This is a genomic window from Enterobacter sp. PL_is379 (assembly GCF_055817355.1).
The window spans coordinates 168,272-188,243 of record NZ_JBVPGT010000026.1 but is presented as its reverse complement, the minus strand read 5'-3'; the positions used below and the strand labels follow the sequence as shown (position 1 = coordinate 188,243).

19 protein-coding genes are annotated in these 19,972 nt (G+C 53.3%); 6 read left to right on the top strand and 13 right to left on the bottom strand.

Going from position 1 to position 19,972, the window contains the following annotated elements; translation table 11 throughout:
* Positions 1–7: 7 nt before the first annotated feature.
* Positions 8–466, bottom strand: coding sequence for an Lrp/AsnC family transcriptional regulator (locus tag AC0TOY_RS08850; protein ID WP_008503307.1), 459 nt, complete (start codon positions 464–466; stop codon positions 8–10).
* 112 nt (positions 467–578) lie between these two features.
* Between AC0TOY_RS08850 and AC0TOY_RS08845 the strand changes: the two genes are divergently transcribed.
* On the top strand, positions 579–1,628 hold the full coding sequence (locus AC0TOY_RS08845; protein ID WP_473721726.1) for a PLP-dependent cysteine synthase family protein: 1,050 nt from the start codon (positions 579–581) through the stop codon (positions 1,626–1,628).
* A 42-nt stretch (positions 1,629–1,670) separates the two neighbouring features.
* Here the strand turns inward: AC0TOY_RS08845 and cof are convergent, their stop codons facing one another.
* Positions 1,671–2,489 (bottom strand): HMP-PP phosphatase, encoded by an 819-nt coding sequence (cof, locus tag AC0TOY_RS08840; RefSeq protein ID WP_045909771.1) that lies wholly within the window; start codon positions 2,487–2,489, stop codon positions 1,671–1,673.
* Between the two features lie 101 nt (positions 2,490–2,590).
* Between cof and AC0TOY_RS08835 the strand changes: the two genes are divergently transcribed.
* Both AC0TOY_RS08835 and queC read left to right on the top strand, forming a co-directional pair.
* On the top strand, positions 2,591–4,291 hold the full coding sequence (locus AC0TOY_RS08835) for an SgrR family transcriptional regulator (RefSeq protein ID WP_473721725.1): 1,701 nt from the start codon (positions 2,591–2,593) through the stop codon (positions 4,289–4,291).
* Positions 4,292–4,357: 66 nt separating this feature from the next.
* Entirely contained in the window at positions 4,358–5,053 is a 696-nt protein-coding gene (gene queC / locus AC0TOY_RS08830; RefSeq protein ID WP_032646166.1) for a 7-cyano-7-deazaguanine synthase QueC, read from the top strand.
* Positions 5,054–5,055: 2 nt separating this feature from the next.
* Here queC and AC0TOY_RS08825 read toward each other — a convergent pair whose 3' ends face one another.
* The 11 genes from AC0TOY_RS08825 to bolA all read right to left on the bottom strand — a co-directional run bounded on the left by AC0TOY_RS08825 (position 5,056) and on the right by bolA (position 16,134).
* On the bottom strand, positions 5,056–5,385 hold the full coding sequence (locus AC0TOY_RS08825; protein ID WP_024906824.1) for an addiction module antidote protein: 330 nt from the start codon (positions 5,383–5,385) through the stop codon (positions 5,056–5,058).
* On the bottom strand, positions 5,372–5,725 hold the full coding sequence (locus AC0TOY_RS08820) for a type II toxin-antitoxin system RelE/ParE family toxin (protein WP_024906823.1): 354 nt from the start codon (positions 5,723–5,725) through the stop codon (positions 5,372–5,374). Before AC0TOY_RS08820 ends, AC0TOY_RS08825 begins: the two co-directional genes overlap by 14 nt.
* Before the next feature lie 47 nt (positions 5,726–5,772).
* A complete protein-coding gene (locus AC0TOY_RS08815; RefSeq protein ID WP_024906822.1) occupies positions 5,773–6,171 on the bottom strand; it encodes a YbgC/FadM family acyl-CoA thioesterase in 399 nt (132 codons plus the stop codon).
* Positions 6,172–6,270: 99 nt separating this feature from the next.
* Complete coding sequence (locus tag AC0TOY_RS08810) at positions 6,271–6,651, bottom strand: helix-hairpin-helix domain-containing protein (RefSeq protein ID WP_157188690.1); 381 nt, start codon at positions 6,649–6,651, stop codon at positions 6,271–6,273.
* A gap of 148 nt (positions 6,652–6,799) precedes the next feature.
* Positions 6,800–8,671, bottom strand: a complete 1,872-nt coding sequence (ppiD, locus tag AC0TOY_RS08805; RefSeq protein ID WP_024906820.1) for a peptidylprolyl isomerase — start codon at positions 8,669–8,671, stop codon at positions 6,800–6,802.
* Positions 8,672–8,883: 212 nt separating this feature from the next.
* The gene (gene hupB, locus AC0TOY_RS08800) at positions 8,884–9,156 is read right to left on the bottom strand and encodes a nucleoid-associated protein HU-beta (protein WP_002444653.1); all 273 of its coding nucleotides are present in this window, start codon (positions 9,154–9,156) and stop codon (positions 8,884–8,886) included.
* A gap of 210 nt (positions 9,157–9,366) precedes the next feature.
* Complete coding sequence (gene lon / locus AC0TOY_RS08795; protein WP_023334706.1) at positions 9,367–11,721, bottom strand: endopeptidase La; 2,355 nt, start codon at positions 11,719–11,721, stop codon at positions 9,367–9,369.
* A 182-nt stretch (positions 11,722–11,903) separates the two neighbouring features.
* Complete coding sequence (gene clpX / locus AC0TOY_RS08790) at positions 11,904–13,178, bottom strand: ATP-dependent protease ATP-binding subunit ClpX (protein ID WP_024906819.1); 1,275 nt, start codon at positions 13,176–13,178, stop codon at positions 11,904–11,906.
* Between the two features lie 126 nt (positions 13,179–13,304).
* Entirely contained in the window at positions 13,305–13,928 is a 624-nt protein-coding gene (clpP, locus tag AC0TOY_RS08785) for an ATP-dependent Clp endopeptidase proteolytic subunit ClpP (RefSeq protein ID WP_010428105.1), read from the bottom strand.
* 259 nt (positions 13,929–14,187) lie between these two features.
* On the bottom strand, positions 14,188–15,486 hold the full coding sequence (gene tig, locus AC0TOY_RS08780; RefSeq protein WP_024906818.1) for a trigger factor: 1,299 nt from the start codon (positions 15,484–15,486) through the stop codon (positions 14,188–14,190).
* Positions 15,487–15,816: 330 nt separating this feature from the next.
* Complete coding sequence (gene bolA / locus AC0TOY_RS08775) at positions 15,817–16,134, bottom strand: transcriptional regulator BolA (RefSeq protein ID WP_021241655.1); 318 nt, start codon at positions 16,132–16,134, stop codon at positions 15,817–15,819.
* A 305-nt stretch (positions 16,135–16,439) separates the two neighbouring features.
* Here bolA and AC0TOY_RS08770 point away from each other — a divergent pair, with 305 nt between their 5' ends.
* The 3 genes from AC0TOY_RS08770 (at position 16,440) to cyoA (ending at position 19,965) form a co-directional block, all read left to right on the top strand.
* Positions 16,440–17,018 (top strand): lipoprotein, encoded by a 579-nt coding sequence (locus AC0TOY_RS08770; protein WP_023310568.1) that lies wholly within the window; start codon positions 16,440–16,442, stop codon positions 17,016–17,018.
* Between the two features lie 46 nt (positions 17,019–17,064).
* On the top strand, positions 17,065–18,540 hold the full coding sequence (ampG, locus tag AC0TOY_RS08765) for a muropeptide MFS transporter AmpG (protein ID WP_473721724.1): 1,476 nt from the start codon (positions 17,065–17,067) through the stop codon (positions 18,538–18,540).
* 477 nt (positions 18,541–19,017) lie between these two features.
* Positions 19,018–19,965 (top strand): cytochrome o ubiquinol oxidase subunit II, encoded by a 948-nt coding sequence (cyoA, locus tag AC0TOY_RS08760; RefSeq protein WP_014882770.1) that lies wholly within the window; start codon positions 19,018–19,020, stop codon positions 19,963–19,965.
* Positions 19,966–19,972 lie beyond the last annotated feature (7 nt).

The window sequence follows — 19,972 nt, the reverse complement described above, 5'->3', positions numbered from 1 at the left end:
TACGAAGTTATTCAATAGGTAATGCTGTGGTGTATTTAATCTGTTCCATGGCGAAACTTGAGGTGACGTCCGATAACCCCGGCACGCTGTTCACCAGCCGCTTGTAGAAGTCATCATAGCGCTTCATGTCGGCCACCTGGACGCGCATCAGGTAATCGTACTCGCCGGCCATGCGCCAGAAACCGAGCACTTCGGGCATCTCAGACACCTGGGTGACGAAGCGACAATACCACTCGCTGCTGTGATGCTGGGTTTTTATCAGCACAAATGCCGTCAACCCAAGCCCCAGCTTTTCGGGATCTAACAGCGCGACGCGCCCCAGAAGAATGCCATCATCTTCCAGCTTCTTAAGACGCTTCCAGCACGGGGTGGTGGTCAGATTAACGGCATCTGCCAGCGCCTGCAAAGAGAGGGTACAGTCACTTTGCAGCAATGAAAGGAGCTTGCGGTCAATTTTATCTAGCATACCCACCTCACAGAGAAAATTTTTCTCCCTTCATTCTATTTTAAAGGCCAGATAGCAACAATTTTTTCTGTGCTTTTCGCTATGCTAGGCACAAAATGACAAACGGATAACGATGATGAATAGCACCTGGGTTAAACATGCGATCAGCGAAATCAATGCCGACTATCAGCGCTCGGCGGATACGCACCTGATTCGCCTTTCCCTGCCGGGATTTGACGGCATTCAGCTCTATCTGAAAGATGAAAGCACCCATCCTACCGGCAGCCTGAAGCATCGCCTGGCGCGCTCGCTGTTTTTATACGGTTTATGTAACGGCTGGATTAAAGAGGGTACCACCATTATTGAATCCTCTTCCGGTTCAACGGCGGTATCCGAAGCCTATTTCGCCCGCCTGCTGGGCCTGCCGTTTATCGCGGTGATGCCGTCATGCACCGCAAAACGCAAAATCGAGCAGATCGAATTTTACGGCGGTCGCTGCCACTTTGTGGAAAGCGCCTGCGAAATCTACGCCGCCTCCGAAATGCTGGCCCGCGAGCTGAACGGCCACTACATGGACCAGTTCACCTTCGCCGAGCGCGCAACGGACTGGCGCGGGAATAACAACATTGCCGACAGTATCTTCCGCCAGATGACCCACGAACCGCATCCGGTTCCGTCGTACATTGTCATGAGCGCCGGTACCGGCGGCACGTCAGCCACGATCGGACGCTACATCCGCTGTCAGGGCTACGATACCCAGCTGATGGTGGTTGACCCGCAGAACTCCGTGTTCCTCGACTACTGGCAAAATCGCGATGCCGGCCTGCGCAGCCCGGTGGGGAGTAAAATTGAAGGGATTGGTCGTCCGCGCGTCGAGCCCTCTTTCATCCCCGATGTGGTGGACGAGATGATGCGCGTGCCGGATGCCGCCAGCGTGGCCACCGCTCACTGGCTGGAGACGCAGCTGGGCCGCAAAGTGGGTGCCTCGACGGGCACCAATATGTGGGGCGCGCTGCAGCTTGCCGCACGTATGCGCGAAGAGGGTCGCAGCGGTTCCATCGTCACGCTGCTGTGCGACAGCGGCGAGCGTTACCTTGATACCTACTACAATGCGGAGTGGGTGCAGGCTAACATCGGTGACATCGCCCCTTGGAAAGCGCAGATTGCGAAGCTGCTGAAATAAAAAAAAAGCCAGACCGAAGTCTGGCTTGCTGGAAGGGTCTCACTATTCGGGGGAATATGGGAGGTTGTTATTGTCCAGCCAATGCGTCAAAAAATGGGACACCGCTTCATTACGGCAGTGACCAATAACCGGCAGATGAGGAAGTTCTGCTTTCAGCTGCGCCATCGCATTCCCCATGATCAGACCGCGACCTACGCTACCCAGCATTTCGCGGTCGTTCATGGCGTCGCCGAACGCCATACACTCCTGCAGCGTTAATCCCAGGTGGTCGCTCAGCACCGCCAGAGCGGAACCTTTGTTACAGCCCACCGGCAGCACTTCCAGGCAATCCACCGCCGAGAAGGTCAGGTGTGCCCGGTCACCCAGCGCCTCATTCAGTTGAATCCGTAAGCGACAGAGATCGTCGTGATCGCCGCAGAAGCAGATCTTGGTCACCGCATGGGCGGGGATCCGACGCAGATCGATAAGCTGATATGTAAAACCGCTATACACATGCGCGTGCAATAATTCCGGGATGTCGCTTCCGGTAAACCAGCCCCGATCGTTGAACACGTGAATACTGGCCTGCGTGTCCCAGGTACTGTGCAGCACGATGTCAGCCACTTCCGGGTTGAGATCCTGTCGGTGCAGCACATCACCTTCTACAGAATGAATTCGCGTCCCGTTGCCGGTGATCAGAAAGGCGTCGAGGGAAAACGCGCCCAGCAGGTGGCGCATCTCCAGCACATGGCGGCCAGTGGCAAACGTCAGGGTGACATTACGCTCGTGCAGACGCTTCAGCGTGTTCAGGGTTTTCTCCCCTAAACGGTGATCTGGCATTAACAGCGTACCGTCCATATCAAATGCAGCGAGCCGAGCCATGATTACTCCCGAAATGTGATGCGGTTAACTTGTGCAACAGTATCGTGTGAGATATACGGAAGTAATAGTGAAAAGATGATAATTATTGTTCCGGGTTTAGCATGCGCCAGCTCAATCGACTTAACCAGTATCACCGGCTCTGGCAGCCTTCCGAGGGTGCAACGCAACAGGTCACCATCAGCGAGCTGGCCGCCCGCTGTTTTTGCAGCGAGCGGCATGTCCGAACGCTGCTGCGTCAGGCACAGGAGGCGGGCTGGCTGAGCTGGCGAGCGCAGTCTGGCCGCGGTAAACGGGGTGAACTGACGTTCCATGTCGCGCCTGAATCTCTGCGCAATACCATGATGGAGGAGGCGCTGAGGCGGGGAGAACAGCACAACGTGCTTGAGCTGGCCCAGCTCGCCCCCGACGCATTGCGATCATTGCTGCATCCCTTTTTAGGCGGGCAGTGGCAAAACGATACGCCAACGCTGCGCATCCCCTATTACCGCTCGCTGGATCCGCTTCAGCCGGGTTTTTTACCCGGTCGGGCGGAGCAGCATCTTGCGGGACAGGTATTCTCCGGACTGACGCGATTTCACGGCAACAGCAGTGAACCCACGGGCGATCTCGCTCATCACTGGGAGGTGTCGACGGACGGTTTGCGCTGGCATTTCTATATTCGTTCCACTCTGCACTGGCATAACGGCGATAAGGTCGAAACCGGACAGCTTCAGCAAAGCCTGAATGCGCTTTTTGCCTTACCCGCCCTGCGTAAACTGTTCCAGAGCGTCCTGCGCATTGACGTCACCCATCCCCAGTGTCTGACGTTCACACTGCACCAGCCGGATTACTGGCTGGCACACCGCCTCGCCACCTACTGTAGCCGGCTTGCACATCCCGAACAGCCCCTGACGGGCTGCGGCCCCTTCAGACTCAGCGTGTATGAGCCGGATCTGGTTCGTCTGGAAAGCCACGAACAGTACCATCTCAGCCACCCGCTGCTTAAGGCTATCGAATACTGGATCACACCGTCGCTGTTTGACTATGGGCTGGGTACCAGCTGTCGCCATCCGGTGCAGATCGCCATTGGCGAGCCGGATGAGCTGGAGAGTCTGCGCCTGGTGACGAACAGCACCAGTCTGGGCTTTTGTTATCTCACCCTGAAGCAAAGCCCGCGTCTGAGTGAAATGCAGGCACGACGGCTCATTAACATCATTCATCTCTCATCGCTTCTGCACACGCTTCCGCTCAACGAAGGGCTGATTACCCCAACAGAGGAGTTACTGCCAGGATGGGCAATCCCTCAGTGGTCGGATTTAACTCATGTCTCTCTGCCGACTAAGTTAACCCTGATTTACCATTTACCGGTTGAGTTACACACGATGGCGCGTCAGCTAAAACAATATCTTGCGCAGCAGGGCTGCGAGCTAACGGTTATCTTTCACGACGCAAAAACCTGGGACGGATGCCAGCAACTGGCGGACGCGGACCTCATGATGGGTGACAGGCTGATTGGCGAAGCGCCGGAATATACGCTTGAACAGTGGCTGCGCTGTGATGCCCTATGGCCACACGTGCTTAGCGCACCGCAATATGCTCATCTGCAGGCCACCCTGGATGCCGTACAGACCCAGGCCGACGAGCAGGCCAGACATGCCGGGCTCAGGGCCATTTTCTCCCGGCTCATGGAAAAGGCGGTGATCACCCCACTGTTCAATTATCAATACCAGATCAGCGCCCCGCCGGGAGTTAACGGCATACGCCTCAATACCCGCGGCTGGTTTGACTTTACCGAAGCCTGGCTGCCCGCCCCTAAATCGTGAAGAAGCTGGTCGCCGTCGTGGTCTGACGGTAACATAACGTTTTTACCGTAACAGTCGAGATGATTTATGAAACGTGCCGTCGTCGTGTTCAGCGGAGGACAAGACTCTACTACCTGCCTGGTTCAGGCTCTTCATCAGTACGATGAAGTTCACTGTGTGACTTTCGATTATGGTCAGCGTCATCGCGCTGAAATCGACGTTGCCCGTGAACTTGCCCTGAAACTGGGCGCACGCGCGCACAAGGTGCTGGACGTTACGCTGTTAAATGAACTGGCCGTAAGCAGCCTCACCCGGGACAGTATTCCCGTCCCGGACTACGAACCTGATGCCAGCGGCATTCCGAATACCTTCGTGCCGGGTCGTAATATCCTCTTCCTGACCCTGACGGCGATCTACGCCTACCAGGTAAAAGCCGAAGCGGTGATCACAGGCGTGTGCGAGACCGACTTCTCCGGCTACCCGGACTGTCGTGATGAGTTCGTGAAAGCGTTAAACCACGCCGTCAATCTGGGGATGGCGAAAGAGACGCGCTTTGAAACCCCGCTCATGTGGCTGGATAAAGCAGAAACCTGGGCGCTGGCGGACTACTGGGGCAAGCTGGACCTCGTTCGCAGCGAAACGCTCACCTGCTATAACGGTATCAAAGGCGACGGTTGCGGCCAGTGCGCGGCCTGTAATCTTCGCGCTAACGGGCTGAACCACTATCTTGCCGATAAAGTCGGCGTGATGGCCGCGATGCAGAAAAAGACCGGGCTTAAATAGGGCTATTTGACCGTGCTGTCGAACAGTTTCACACCGGCAGCACGGGTGACTTTCATCAGCGTTGTCAGCGTTGGGTTGCCGTTGTCTGATAAGGTTCGGTATAGCTGCTGGCGGGACAGACCTGCTTTGGTAGAAATTTCTCCGATACCGCCTCGCGCTTCGATGACCTGACGGAGTGCAATGAGATAAGCAGGGATCCCCTGGTCTTCATAGATCTCTTCCAGGGCCGTTTGCAGATAACGCTGAGCGTAGGAAGGATTCTCTCGCAGCATTTTCACAACAGCATCATGGTGGTTAACGGAGCTCGAATATTTTCGTTCAGCGGCACTCATTGGAATGTCCTTTTGTTTGATGATCTTTCCAGTAATCTACTGCCAGTTGGATATCTGCTTTTTGGCTCTTTTTGTCACCACCGATCAGTAACAATAAAACCTGCCGATTCTCTACTGAAAAATAGATTCTGTAGCCGGGGCCACTGTCGACTCGCATCTCCCAAACACCTTCCCTGAGATACCTGTAATCGCCAAAATTACGTTTTATCGCACGGTTAATCCGCATAAGGATCCGGAAAACCATATCCGGATCCTTTCGATTCATTCTGGCTACCCACTCTTCAAACGGCACTTTTCCGTCACGGGTCCGGTAACGTTCAACAACGTAGTCCCTGTCCATTATTCTATCCCTGAAAAACCCTTTTGTCTTTTATAAAAGACAAATTCCTACGCGATCATCAACTCCAGCTTTTCCCGCAGTTCCCCTTCCAGCGGCAGCGCTTTCTGCGTTTTCAGATCGATACAGACAAAAGTAATCAGCGCATCAGCCACCACCTGCCCTTCAGGATCGAGCGTCACCACCTGGCTTAGCACCCCGCTTTTGCCGTTGATCTGCTGCACCTGGCTGGTCACCGTGAGCACATCGCCCAGCACGGCCGGACGCCGGTAGTTGATATTGATATTGACGACCACAAACGCGATGTTGTGCGCGGTCAGCCACTGAAAACTTTCGCTATTTTCCAGCCCGTCCCAGCGCGCTTCTTCAAGAAACTCAAGATAGCGAGCGTTGTTCACATGCTGGTAAACGTCGAGATGAAAACCGCGTACTTTGATTTTTGTCTGCATAGCGCAATTGCCTTTACTGTTATTGTAGGATGAGAGGTCATAACTGGTATGACCTCTTTATCCTGGCAAAATTTTGCCGCAGTGCAAGAAATTGCGTAATTACAGCGTCAGGTGTGAGAGGTTGCGCTCAACCAGTGCGCCCCCCATGCCCGGAACCTGTTTGAGATCGTCGACCGTTTTGAAAGGACCATACTCTTCGCGGTAGCTGACGATGGCCTGCGCTTTTTTCAGGCCGACGCCATTCATCACGCGGGCCAGATCTTCCGCCGAGGCCGAATTGATACTCACCCGCGTACCGTCATCATCCACGTTTTTACCGGCGTCAGTCGCTTTGGTTTGCCCCTGGACCGGCGCGGCTGTGTCGGACTTGCTCTGCGTAGCCTGTGGTTTGGCGGCGGGCGTCGCCGCCAGCGCGCCCGCGCTCATCCCGGTGGTGGCAATAGCCAGCGTAATTAACAGTGCTTTGATTCCACATTTCATGCTGTTATCTCCTTGTTTGTTGACAGCCACGTCACGATAGCCGCCAGATAAACCCGGCACAAACAGCAGATTGCAGAAATGGAAAAGGCCGCGAAAGCGGCCTTTAGTTATTGCAGAGCGTTACGAAAATCTGCGAGCAGACACGTAATTACTGCTGCTGAGTCATCACATCACCCAGCTTGATTTTGGCTTCTTTACGCAGGTTGCTCATCATGGCTTCGAAGGCAATCTGAGCATTGTTCTGGGTAATCCCCTGAACCATCGCTTTCTTCTGCGCGTCTGGCAGGGTGCCGGCTTTCACTTCATCCAGCGCCAGCAGAACGACGTTACCCTGCGCATCGGTGGTGGTACCGAAGCTTGGCTTGTCCTTCGCAGGCAGAGTCAGACCAAACGCGGCCTGGCTGATTGGGTCCTGGCCGGTACGGCTCAGCGTTTTCGCTTCACCGAAGCTCAGGCCAGCCGCTTTCAGCGCGTCTTCTTTACCCGCTTTCAGATCAGACAGAATCTTTTCAGCATCCAGTTTCGCCTGCTGTTCCGCTTTGTTGTGCTTAACCTGGGCAACGACCTGATCCTTCACGTCCGCCAGCGGTTTGACCGCTTCTGGCTTGTGCTCGCTGACGCGCAACACAAACGCTCGATCGCCGTCGACGGTAATGATGTCAGAGTTACTGCCCGGCGTGCCGTTCTCGCCCACCAGACCACCATTGAAGATGGCATCGGAAACCGGTTTAAAGTTCAGCTCTTCCGGCAGGTTGTCACGACCAAACCAGCCCGTCTCAACCGCTTTCACCCCAGCCGCCTGCTCGGCACCCGCCAGAGATTCGTTGTCGTTGCTGGCAGCATCGCTCACCTTCTGCTGCAGCGCGTAGTAGGCATCCAGCGCTTTTTCCTGTTTCACTTTCGCCGCGATATCGTCGCGAACCTCAGCCAGAGGCTTGGTTTTCGCCGCGGTGATGTCGTCCAGACGCACGACCAGGAAACCAACGGAAGACTTGATGACGCCAGAAAGTTGACCTTTATCTTTCAGACCGGCATTTTTCAGCTCATCCGGTGTAGTCGCGTCTTCCAGCCATCCCATATCACCGCCGTTTTTCGCAGAGATAATGTCGGTGGATTTCGCTTTCGCAACGGTCGCGAAATCAGCGCCTTTATTCAGCTCTTCCAGTACCGCTTTGGCATCAGCCTCGGTCTTCGTCTGAATCACGCTGTAGCGGTTACGCTGCGGCTGAGTGAACTGATCCTGATGCTGGTCGTAGTAAGACTGGATTTCCGCATCAGACGCGGTTTCCTGCAGCGCGGCAGCATCCAGCTTGATGTAGCTCACACGGAACTGCTCTGGAGAAACAAAGGAATTCTTGTTCTGCTCGTAGTAAGCGTTAACGTCAGCGTCGCTCACCTGCTGTTTCGCCGCCAGGGCGTTCACATCAATAGTCGCTTCGCGTACAACGCGCTGCTGTGCCACCAGCGCGGCCAGTTCATCCGTTTCACCTTTGAGCATGAAATCAGTGCCGACAACGGCATTGATGAGCTGCTGAGTGGTCAGTTGGTTACGCAGAGCCTGCGCGTACTGATCGGCCGTCATGCCCATCTGGTTGACGATGCTGTTATAACGCGCGTTGTCGAATTTACCGTTAGACTGGAAGGCTTGCGTGGAGAAAATGGCTTTTTTCACCTGCTCATCGCTGATGCCAAGGCCCAGTTTTTTGGCATACTGATCCAGCAGCGCTTCGTCGATAAGACGGTTCAGAGTCTGTTGGCGCAGGGTCTTCATGTACCCTTCGTTCGCTGCCAGTTCAGAGAATTGGTCGCCCAGCTGTTGCTGCATACGGTTACGTTCACCGGCAAAAGCATTCTCGAACTGACCGCGGCTGATCTCCTGGCCATTCACTTTTGCGGCATAGTTCGCGCCACCGCCAATAAGGTAACTGCTCACGCCGGTCAATATGAACGACACGATAATGATACCGAAAATAATCTTGAGCACGAGACTGTTAGCAGCCGTGCGTAAGCTGTCCATCATGGTGTAACAACACTCCGCTGTAGGTGACTGGTTACCTGACGCTGACGGAAAATCCTGCCCGTCGCGCGTAAAGTCGTATTGTGACAAGAAAACGGGGCGATTGTCAGCCCACAACTCGCATAAACTCGCACAAATCAGGTCTGGACAAACAAAAAAGGCACATCAAACGATGCGCCCTTGTACTATCCGGCTTCCCTGAAACGGGAAAGCAATCAGTTTACTGCGTCTTTCAGCGCTTTACCTGCACGGAAACCCGGCACTTTAGCGGCAGCAATGGTGATCTCTTTACCGGTCTGAGGGTTGCGGCCAGTACGGGCAGCACGCTCTTTAACAGCAAAAGTACCGAAGCCTACCAGTGCAACGTCGTCCCCAGCCTGCAGAGATTCAGTAACAGAAGCAATTAATGCATCTAACGCACGTCCAGCTGCAGCTTTAGAAATATCAGCACCAGCAGCAATTTTGTCAATCAGTTGAGATTTATTCACTGTTCTCTTCCTCTCTTTATAATTTATATCGCGCCTGAATCCTTCACAACGCGACCGCGCAGCAGTTATATCAGGCCTGCCATGACCTTACAACACCCGTTGTTGATGGCTGACCTAATCAGCAATCTAAATTAGCTATACAAAAAAAGGCTGGCAAGTGCGAAATGACTTACCAGCCTTGTTTTTATTGACGCTCTTTGCGCGAGGTCACTATTTTGCGGTTACAACCTGCATTCCTGACGGTTCATTCTGCAATGCGAGACTAAGAACTTCCTCAATTCGCTTAACAGGATGAATCTGCAGGTCGGCAATCACGTTGTCCGGAATCTCTTCCAGATCGCGTTTATTTTCGTAAGGGATCAATACGGTTTTGATCCCACCGCGATGTGCCGCCAGCAGTTTTTCTTTTAAGCCGCCAATCGGCAGAACCTGGCCACGTAGCGTAATCTCACCGGTCATCGCCACATCGGCACGCACCGGGTTCCCTGTCAGGCAAGAAACCAGAGCGGTACACATGGCAATACCCGCGCTTGGACCATCTTTCGGCGTCGCCCCTTCAGGTACGTGCACGTGGATGTCGCGTTTTTCGTAGAAATCAGGGTTGATCCCCAGTTTCTCCGCGCGCGCGCGCACCACGGTCAGCGCCGCCTGGATGGACTCCTGCATCACTTCACCCAGCGAGCCGGTGTAGGTCAGTTTACCTTTACCCGGTACACAGGCGGTTTCGATGGTCAGCAGATCGCCACCCACTTCCGTCCATGCCAGGCCAGTCACCTGACCAACGCGGTTTTCGTTGTCCGCGCGACCGTAGTCGAAGCGCTGGACGCCCAGGTACGCATGCAGATTGTCGCCGTTAATCACAATATGTTTCAGGCTCTTATCCAGCAGCAGCTGTTTCACCGCTTTACGACACAGTTTAGAGATTTCACGCTCAAGACTACGCACGCCCGCTTCACGGGTATAGTAGCGAATGATGCCGATAATCGCGCTGTCCTCGACGGTCAGCTCGTTGGCTTTCAGCGCGTTACGCTCGATCTGTTTCGGCAGCAGGTGCTGCTTAGCAATGTTCAGCTTCTCATCTTCGGTATAACCGGAGAGACGGATCACTTCCATACGGTCCAGCAGCGGGGCCGGAATGTTCATGGAGTTCGACGTCGCCACGAACATCACGTCGCTCAGGTCGTAGTCCACTTCCAGGTAGTGATCGCTGAACGCCACGTTCTGTTCTGGATCAAGCACTTCCAGCAGTGCAGACGCGGGATCGCCACGCATGTCCGACGACATCTTGTCGATCTCATCCAGCAGGAACAGCGGGTTTTTAACGCCCACTTTCGCCATCTTCTGGATCAATTTACCCGGCATAGAACCGATGTAGGTACGGCGGTGACCGCGGATTTCCGCTTCATCGCGCACGCCACCCAGCGCCATACGAATATACTTACGTCCGGTCGCTTTAGCGATGGACTGACCCAGAGAGGTTTTACCCACCCCTGGCGGTCCGACCAGGCACAGAATTGGGCCTTTGATTTTGTTTACACGGCTTTGTACCGCGAGGTACTCAAGAATGCGGTCTTTCACGCGTTCCAGGCCGTAGTGGTCGGTATCGAGGATTTCCTGCGCCTGACGCAGGTCTTTTTTGACCTTGCTGCGGGCGTTCCATGGAACCTGCACCATCCACTCAATGTAGCCGCGTACAACGGTCGCTTCAGCCGACATTGGAGACATCATTTTCAGCTTCTGCAGCTCGGCTTCGGCTTTCTCTTTCGCCTCTTTCGGCATCTTCGCCGCGTCGATCTTACGCTTCAGCGCTTCGTTTTCGTCCGGCGCATCGTCCATCTCGCCCAGTTCTTTCTGAATGGCCTTCATTTGCTCATTCAGATAGTACTCACGCTGAGATTTTTCCATCTGCTTTTTCACGCGGTTGCGAATACGCTTCTCAACCTGCAGCAGATCGATTTCAGACTCCATCATCGCCATCAGGTATTCCAGACGTTCGTTAACGTCGGACATTTCCAGCACAGACTGTTTGTCAGCCAGTTTCAGCGGCATATGTGCAGCGATGGTGTCTGCCAGACGTGCAGGATCGTCGATGCTGTTCAGCGACGTCAGCACTTCTGGTGGGATTTTCTTGTTCAGCTTGATGTAGCCTTCAAACTGGCTAATCGCGGTGCGAACCAGTACTTCCTGCTCGCGCTCATCAAGTTCAGGCGAATCAAGGTACTCTGCCTTGGCAGAGAAATGTTCGCCGTCGTCTGACAGAGTGGTAATACGCGCACGCTGCAGGCCTTCAACCAGCACCTTCACGGTGCCGTCAGGCAGCTTCAGCATCTGCAAAATAGAGGCCACGGTCCCGACGGTGAAAAGATCGTTTACACCCGGCTCATCCGTTGATGCTTCTTTCTGCGCCACCAGCATGATTTTTTTATCATGATCCATAGCGGCTTCGAGGCAACGGATAGATTTTTCCCGCCCTACAAATAAGGGTATGACCATGTGCGGATAAACCACCACATCGCGCAACGGCAATACGGGGATTTCAATGCGTTCAGAACGCTCAGGATTCATAGAGCTCTCTCTTAGTTAGTGTCCGCCAGGTAAGCTGGTCATGTCACTGTGCTTCACATAACCATTAACATGTATCCAGTATATGGGGATGTTTCCCACACATTCAACGCTATGAATACGGAAAAAGTAAAGGGGAGATAAAATCCCCCCTTTTTGATTAACTGCTTGTATGATTTGGTGAATTATTCGCCAGATGCCTGCTGTGCTTCCGGTTTGCCGTAAATCAGCAGCGGCTTGGTTTGACCGCTAATGACGGACTCGTCAATCACCACTTTCTCCACGTCTTCCATCGACGGCAGATCGTACATGGTGTCGAGCAGTGCCGCTTCAACGATAGAACGCAGGCCACGCGCGCCGGTTTTACGGATCATCGCTTTCTTGGCAATGGCATCCAGCGCTTCGTCGCGGAATTCCAGGTCAACGCCTTCCAGATTGAACAGCGCCTGATACTGCTTGGTCAGCGCATTTTTTGGCTCTTTCAGGATCTGGATCAGCGCGTCTTCACTCAGCTCATTCAGCGTTGCCACAACCGGCAGACGGCCGATGAATTCAGGGATCAGACCGAATTTGATCAGATCTTCTGGTTCAACCTGAGACAGCAGTTCACCTTCGTTTGGTTTTTCGGACGTCGATTTCACCGTTGCGCCAAAACCAATGCCGGAGCCGGTTTCAACACGGTGGGAGATGACTTTATCCAGACCAGCGAACGCACCGCCACAGATGAACAGGATCTTAGAGGTATCAACCTGCAGGAACTCCTGCTGAGGATGTTTACGACCACCCTGTGGCGGAACAGCGGCAACCGTACCTTCGATCAGCTTCAGCAGTGCCTGCTGTACGCCTTCACCCGATACGTCACGGGTAATGGACGGGTTGTCAGATTTACGGGAGATCTTGTCGATCTCATCGATGTAAACAATCCCACGCTGGGCTTTCTGTACGTCGTAATCACATTTCTGCAGCAGTTTCTGGATGATGTTTTCAACATCCTCACCCACATAACCGGCCTCGGTCAGGGTGGTGGCATCCGCCATGGTGAACGGAACATCAAGCAGACGCGCCAGGGTTTCAGCCAGCAGCGTTTTACCGGAACCGGTTGGGCCGATCAGCAGAATGTTACTTTTACCCAGTTCTACGCCATTGCTGGTGTCGCCGTTACGCAGACGTTTGTAGTGGTTATAGACCGCTACCGCCAGCACTTTCTTGGCCTGCTCCTGTCCGATGACGTAGTCGTCAAGGTGATGACGAATTTCATGCGGCGTTGGCAGCGCGCTGCGCTCACGGTGCGGTGCGACTTCTTTAATCTCTTCGCGAATGATGTCGTTACATAAATCGACACATTCGTCGCAGATATACACGGACGGCCCGGCAATCAGTTTACGCACTTCATGCTGGCTTTTGCCGCAAAAAGAGCAGTACAGCAGTTTGCCCGAACCATCTTTGCGTTTATCTGTCATGAGTCCAAACCTCTTTTTAAGTTCTTTGTGCCGCACATGACGACGCAAATGCCAATCTAAGACGCAAGCTGCAATAAGCAGCGTGCCGCCCTACCTTAGTATAGCGGCACACTCGCGTCGCGGGCATCAATTACGATGGGTCAACACGGAGTCGACTAAGCCGTACTCAACTGCCTCTGGTGCAGAGAGGAAGCGATCGCGCTCGGTATCGCGCTCGATCTGCTCGAGTGGTTGACCCGTATGCTGCGCCATAAGTTCATTCATGCGCGCTTTTACTTTCAGAATTTCGCGGGCGTGGATTTCGATATCCGTCGCCTGCCCCTGGTAACCGCCCAGCGGCTGGTGAATCATCACGCGGGAATTTGGCAAGCAGAAACGCTTCCCTTTCGCCCCTGCTGTTAACAGGAACGCGCCCATAGATGCAGCCTGACCCATACAGATAGTGCTGACATCTGGCTTGATGAATTGCATGGTGTCATAAATGGACATCCCCGCTGTAATCACGCCCCCCGGGGAGTTGATGTACAGGTAAATGTCTTTTTCCGGGTTTTCCGCTTCCAGAAACAGCATCTGCGCCACGATCAGGTTAGCCATGTGGTCTTCCACCTGGCCGGTCAGAAAGATAACGCGTTCCTTGAGCAGACGGGAATAGATATCAAAAGATCGCTCACCACGTGAGGTCTGTTCAATAACCATTGGCACCAGAGCCATATGGGGTGCAAAGTTATCTCGTTCGCCACTGTATGACATTTCCGTCTCCTGGATCTAAATTGAAAACACCTGCTGTACTGATTGTAACCTTATGGACGGATTATCAGCCAGTCTCATTCATCGTGATTACGTACTTATGGGGTTCACAGTGCCCTATTTCAAGCATAACAACCTTTTGTTGTTACGCTAACACTGAAAGGGCGTTTTAGCACTCTTCCTGGGCTATTGGTGTGATAAAAAAAACCCGTCACCAAAAGGCAACGGGTTTTTGTTCAAACTTTAAACCGTTGGGGCGAAATTACGCCTGCTGGTTCATCAGTTCGTTGAAAGAGGTCGCTTTTTCGGACACTTTCGCTTTCGCCAGTACCGCTTCAACAGCCTGCTCTTCCAGGGCGACGTTGCGCATGTTGTCCATCAGCTCTTTGTTCTTACCGTAGAACTCGATCACTTCTGATGGATCTTCGTATGCAGAAGCCATCTCTTCGATCAGGCCTTTCACACGCTCTTCGTCAGCTTTCAGCTCGTGGGTACGAATCACTTCACCCAGCAGCAGGCCAACAACTACGCGGCGTTTCGCTTGCTCTTCGAACAGCTCGCGTGGCAGTTCCATCGCTTGCTGCTGGTTGCCACCAAAACGCTGTGCAGCCTGACGGCGCAGAACGTCGATTTCGCTGTCGATCAGGGCAGCTGGAACGTCGATGTCGTTGGCTTTCACCAGACCTTCGATCGCCTGAGATTTCACACGGTTACGCACCGCGCCGTTCAGTTCGCGTTCCATGTTCTTACGCACTTCGGTACGCAGACCCGCTACGGAACCATCTTCCACGCCGAAACGCTTGATGAATTCTTCAGTCAGCTCTGGCAGTTCGCGCTCTTCAACTTTCTTCAGGTTGATAGCGAACTTCGCTGCTTTCCCTTTCAGGTTTTCAGCGTGGTATTCTTCCGGGAAGGTCACGTCGATGGTGAACTCTTCGCCAGCCTTGTGGCCTTTGATACCGTCTTCAAAGCCTGGGATCATACGACCCTGGCCCATTGCCAGTACGAAGTCAGACGCTTTACCGCCTTCGAACTCTTCGCCGTCTACAGAACCGGTGAAGTCGATGGTGACACGGTCTTCAGCGTCAACAGCGCCTTCTTTCTCTTTCCAGTTCGCCTGCTGCTTGCGCAGGGTATCCAGCATGCCGTCAACGTCTTCGTCAGTCACGGAAACAACTGGTTTTTCAACTTCGATAGATTCCAGACCTTTCAGCTCAACTTCCGGGTACACTTCGAACTCTACGGAGTAGGTGAAGTCTTCGCCCAGTTTGTATTCGCCTGGAACGTAGTTCGGCGCGCCGGCCGGATTGATTTTTTCTTTGATGATCGCATCAATAAAGTTACGGCTCATCAGTTCACCCAGCACATCCTGACGCACGGAAGCGCCATAACGCTGAGCAACAACATTCATTGGTACTTTGCCCTTGCGGAAGCCGTCAATACGTACTTTTTTTGCTACGTTGACCAGCTCGCTTTTCACAGCAGTTTCGATGCTGTCAGCAGCGATAGTAATCGTTACACGGCGGCCAAGGCCTTGAGTGGTTTCAACTGAAACTTGCATCTTGTTACCTCAAAAAAATCACAGTGCTCGGTCAACTCTGAATCTGTCTGTTATACCGGGATGCTCTCTTAGTGCAGATTCACATTCCCTGTCGCCAGAATCATCCCGAAGACATTCAATAAGACGCGGCATTATAGCGGCATCACTTAGGTGAGTCGAGAACGGTTGGGGCATGTTGCTGCGGCTTTTTTCACACTTTAAGGCTATTTTTAGCCTTAAAATCGCACCATCCGCTCAAAACTCAGACAAAACAAAACGGCCCGGAGGCCGTTTTGAGGAAATCTGTAAGCAACATACTGGAAAAGCTCCAGCCGTTGCAAATCCGATTTATCAGGCGATTGTGCCTGCTCCGCGACAGGGCGGTGATGCAAAAACCGTATCCTGCAAGCCTTCCCATTCCTTAATGGTATAGGTATGCAGTGCCAGCGCATGTACGGTCGTGGAGAGTTCTTCCGTCAAGGTGCTGTAGATCAAGCGATGCCGATTCAGGAAACGTTCTCCCGTGAAGCGATCGCTAACCAGAACCACTTTGAAGTGGCTTTCAGAACCTGCCGGCACGTTATGACGATAGCTTTCGTCGACGACTTCGAGGAACACAGGGTTGAACGCCGCCCTTAATTTATCTTCTATATGCTCACGTATCATCATGAAATTACTCCTCCGACAACGCCAGGATGTCACCCATCCCTTTAAATGTTAGCCGCTTTTACCGTTTCCATTACACCTTGACAACAAATATTTAGCTTTCGTCTGATTTTCTCATTCAAACGAATGAAGTTCACTGTGAGACTCATACGTTTTGTCATACACGGATTGGGAAAAACGGTGAACTGGTCAGTTTTCGGACAAGGCGATGAATTTACATGCGTTGACCACTTCCCCTCGCCGTTGGCGATGTTATGATGGCGGCAATTTTTCTCTTTATATGCTTACGATTCGTTGAGAACCCGAAAATGTTAAAAAAACTCTTCTTTCCGTTGGTAGCCCTTTTTATGCTGGCAGGCTGCGCTACCCCGCCTACCACTATTGATGTCTCACCAAAAATCACCCTGCCTCAGCAGGACCCAAGCCTGATGGGCGTCACCGTGAGCATTAACGGTGCCGATCAGCGTCAGGATCAGGCGCTGGCAAAAGTGACCCGCGATAACCAGCAGGTTACCCTCACCGCGTCCCGCGACCTGCGCTTCCTGCTCCAGGAAGTGCTGGAGAAACAGATGACCGCTCGCGGCTACATGATTGGCCCAAGCGGCGCGGTTGATCTGCAGATCATCGTGAACAACCTGTATGCTGACGTGTCTCAGGGCAACGTGCGCTACAACATCGCGACCAAAGCGGATATCGCCATCATTGCCACCGCGAAGAATGGCAACAAGATGACCAAAAACTACCGCGCCAGCTACTCTGTTGAAGGTGCGTTCCAGGCCTCCAACCAGAACATTGCTAACGCCGTTAATAGCGTGCTGACCGATACCATCGCCGATATGGCGCAGGACACCAGCATTCACGACTTCATCAAGCAGAACGCGCGTTAATCCCGCTCGCTGACCCGGTGTATCACCGGGTCAGTTTTATAAGAACATGTCCAGCCATTACTTACGCATTTTCCAGCAACCGAAATCAGCGATTCTGCTGATCCTCGGCTTTGCCTCGGGTTTACCCCTCGCACTCACTTCCGGCACGCTTCAGGCGTGGATGACGGTCGAGAACATCGATCTGAAAACCATTGGCTTCTTCTCGCTTGTGGGCCAGGCCTACGTCTTTAAGTTCCTGTGGTCTCCGGTCATGGATCGCTACACGCCGCCTTTCCTCGGGCGTCGTCGCGGCTGGCTGGTGATGACGCAGATCCTCCTGCTGCTGGCCATTGCGGCGATGGGCTTTCTTGAACCTACCACGCAGCTTCGCTGGATGGCGGCGCTTGCGGTGGTGATTGCCTTCTGTTCCGCCTCTCAGGATATCGTGTTCGATGCCTGGAAGACGGACGTGTTACCTGCGGAAGAGCGTGGCGCCGGTGCGGCAATCAGCGTGCTGGGCTATCGCCTCGGGATGCTGGTCTCCGGTGGGCTGGCGCTGTGGCTTGCCGACCGTTACCTCGGCTGGCAGGGCATGTACTGGCTGATGGCCGCCCTGCTGATCCCCTGCATTATCGCGACCTTATTGGCGCCCGAACCGAGTGACGTTATCCCGGTTCCCCGCTCGCTGGAGCAGGCCGTCGCCGAACCGCTTCGTGACTTCTTTGGCCGCAACAACGCCTGGCTGATCCTGTTGCTCATCGTCCTTTATAAGCTGGGCGATGCCTTTGCCATGAGCCTGACCACCACCTTCCTGATCCGCGGTGTCGGTTTTGACGCCGGTGAAGTGGGTGTGGTGAATAAAACGCTGGGGCTGTTTGCGACCATTGTCGGGGCATTATACGGTGGCGTGCTGATGCAGCGCCTGACGCTGTTCCGCGCGCTGCTGATTTTCGGCATCCTTCAGGGCGCCTCTAACGCAGGCTACTGGCTGCTGTCGATTACCGATAAACATACTATCAACATGGCCGCGGCGGTGTTCTTCGAAAACCTCTGCGGCGGTATGGGCACAGCGGCGTTTGTCGCCCTGCTGATGACCCTGTGCAACAAGTCATTTTCCGCCACGCAGTTCGCTCTGCTCTCGGCGCTCTCTGCCGTAGGCCGCGTGTACGTTGGCCCGATTGCCGGCTGGTTCGTGGAAGCCCACGGTTGGCCAACATTTTATCTCTTTTCTGTCGTGGCCGCCGTGCCGGGGATTTTATTGTTGCTGGTGTGTCGCCAGACGCTGGAATATACCCAGCGGACAGAACACTTTATGCCGCGCACCGAATATCACCGCGCCTACCGTTTTGCGTTACGTCTGTTAATGGTGGGCTGCCTTGCTCTGGCACTGTGGCTGGTGGTGCTCATTATTAATGCCAGCACGTCACTGGCACTCCCCTTCGAAGCCCTTCTGCTGGACGCAGGCGCCCTGCTGGCTATCGCCGGGATCCTGACCGGGGGCCTGCTCGATTTCATGGCCTTGCGTAAAACGCAGATGACCTGAAGAAAAATGCGAAAGGTTATTTCCCGTTGTAATCACTAACCGAAATTATAACGGCGAAATAGCCATCAACCGCAAAAAAAATATTTGTTGTTTTGTGCGGGATAGGATTTGGAAATTATTGGCTCCCATTTCAAAACGCTATTTTTCATTAAACGATTCAGCATGCGAGAGTTTGATTTTTCGTTTTTTAGATGTCTTTTTATTGATAATTAATTGTTAATTTTTTGTTTATTTTCAACAATGGTTATACCAATTGCCCCTTTTAGGGTATGCTTGGGGGTCCTTTCGTTATAAAGCCCATGCCATGCGGCTTCGGTCATAAAAACCGACATAATTTGCAACACTTGTGACACGTGCGGCAGAACCCGGTAACACCTTCCTGACACAGGCCTAATGATGTTTACAGTAATGTAACCTTCCCGTAAAATGCCCGCACACTTTAAACGCCACCAGACTCCGTGGAATTGAGGTCGTTAAATGAGACTCGGGAAATACAATAAAAGTTTGGGATGGTTGTCATTATTCGCGGGCACTGTATTACTCAGTGGCTGCGATTCTGCACTACTAGACCCCAAAGGACAGATTGGACTGGAACAACGTTCACTGATATTGACGGCTTTTGGCCTGATGTTGATTGTGGTTATTCCTGCCATTTTGATGGCTGTTGGTTTCGCCTGGAAGTATCGTGCGAGCAATAAAGATGCGAAGTATAGCCCTAACTGGTCACACTCCAATAAAGTGGAAGCTGTGGTCTGGACGGTACCTATTCTGATCATCCTGTTCCTTGCCGTACTGACCTGGAAAACCACTCACGCACTTGAGCCAAGCAAACCGCTGGTTCACGATGAGAAACCTATTACCATTGAAGTGGTCTCCATGGACTGGAAATGGTTCTTCATCTATCCAGAGCAGGGTATTGCTACCGTGAATGAAATCGCCTTCCCGGCGAACACTCCGGTTCAGTTCAAAGTGACCTCCAACTCCGTAATGAACTCCTTCTTCATCCCACGTCTGGGTAGCCAGATTTACGCGATGGCCGGTATGCAGACCAATCTGCACCTGATCGCGAATGAAGCAGGCACCTATGATGGTATCTCCGCCAGCTATAGCGGCCCGGGCTTCTCAGGTATGAAGTTCAAAGCTATTGCGACGCCGGACCGTGCCGCTTTCGACCAGTGGGTTGAAAAAGCGAAGCAGTCTCCAAACACCATGTCTGACATGGCGGCGTTCGAAAAAGTGGCTGCACCTAGCGAATACAACAAGGTGGAGTACTTCTCTAATGTGAAACCAGATTTGTTCAAAGACGTTATTGGCAAATTTATGGATCACGGCAAGAGCATGGACATGACCCAGCCTGAAGGCGAGCACAGCGCGCATGAAGGTATGGAAGGCATGGACATGAGCCACGCGGAAACCGCTCACTAAGGGGCCG

What these genes read in the sequence shown, in the direction of transcription:
- AC0TOY_RS08850 (WP_008503307.1), bottom strand. Translation starts at nt 466, where the DNA reads ATGCTAGATAAAATTGACCGCAAGCTCCTTTCATTGCTGCAAAGTGAC.
- AC0TOY_RS08845 (WP_473721726.1), top strand. Translation starts at nt 579, where the DNA reads ATGATGAATAGCACCTGGGTTAAACATGCGATCAGCGAAATCAATGCC.
- cof (WP_045909771.1), bottom strand. Translation starts at nt 2,489, where the DNA reads ATGGCTCGGCTCGCTGCATTTGATATGGACGGTACGCTGTTAATGCCA.
- AC0TOY_RS08835 (WP_473721725.1), top strand. Translation starts at nt 2,591, where the DNA reads ATGCGCCAGCTCAATCGACTTAACCAGTATCACCGGCTCTGGCAGCCT.
- queC (WP_032646166.1), top strand. Translation starts at nt 4,358, where the DNA reads ATGAAACGTGCCGTCGTCGTGTTCAGCGGAGGACAAGACTCTACTACC.
- AC0TOY_RS08825 (WP_024906824.1), bottom strand. Translation starts at nt 5,385, where the DNA reads ATGAGTGCCGCTGAACGAAAATATTCGAGCTCCGTTAACCACCATGAT.
- AC0TOY_RS08820 (WP_024906823.1), bottom strand. Translation starts at nt 5,725, where the DNA reads ATGGACAGGGACTACGTTGTTGAACGTTACCGGACCCGTGACGGAAAA.
- AC0TOY_RS08815 (WP_024906822.1), bottom strand. Translation starts at nt 6,171, where the DNA reads ATGCAGACAAAAATCAAAGTACGCGGTTTTCATCTCGACGTTTACCAG.
- AC0TOY_RS08810 (WP_157188690.1), bottom strand. Translation starts at nt 6,651, where the DNA reads ATGAAATGTGGAATCAAAGCACTGTTAATTACGCTGGCTATTGCCACC.
- ppiD (WP_024906820.1), bottom strand. Translation starts at nt 8,671, where the DNA reads ATGATGGACAGCTTACGCACGGCTGCTAACAGTCTCGTGCTCAAGATT.
- lon (WP_023334706.1), bottom strand. Translation starts at nt 11,721, where the DNA reads ATGAATCCTGAGCGTTCTGAACGCATTGAAATCCCCGTATTGCCGTTG.
- clpX (WP_024906819.1), bottom strand. Translation starts at nt 13,178, where the DNA reads ATGACAGATAAACGCAAAGATGGTTCGGGCAAACTGCTGTACTGCTCT.
- clpP (WP_010428105.1), bottom strand. Translation starts at nt 13,928, where the DNA reads ATGTCATACAGTGGCGAACGAGATAACTTTGCACCCCATATGGCTCTG.
- tig (WP_024906818.1), bottom strand. Translation starts at nt 15,486, where the DNA reads ATGCAAGTTTCAGTTGAAACCACTCAAGGCCTTGGCCGCCGTGTAACG.
- bolA (WP_021241655.1), bottom strand. Translation starts at nt 16,134, where the DNA reads ATGATGATACGTGAGCATATAGAAGATAAATTAAGGGCGGCGTTCAAC.
- AC0TOY_RS08770 (WP_023310568.1), top strand. Translation starts at nt 16,440, where the DNA reads ATGTTAAAAAAACTCTTCTTTCCGTTGGTAGCCCTTTTTATGCTGGCA.
- ampG (WP_473721724.1), top strand. Translation starts at nt 17,065, where the DNA reads ATGTCCAGCCATTACTTACGCATTTTCCAGCAACCGAAATCAGCGATT.
- cyoA (WP_014882770.1), top strand. Translation starts at nt 19,018, where the DNA reads ATGAGACTCGGGAAATACAATAAAAGTTTGGGATGGTTGTCATTATTC.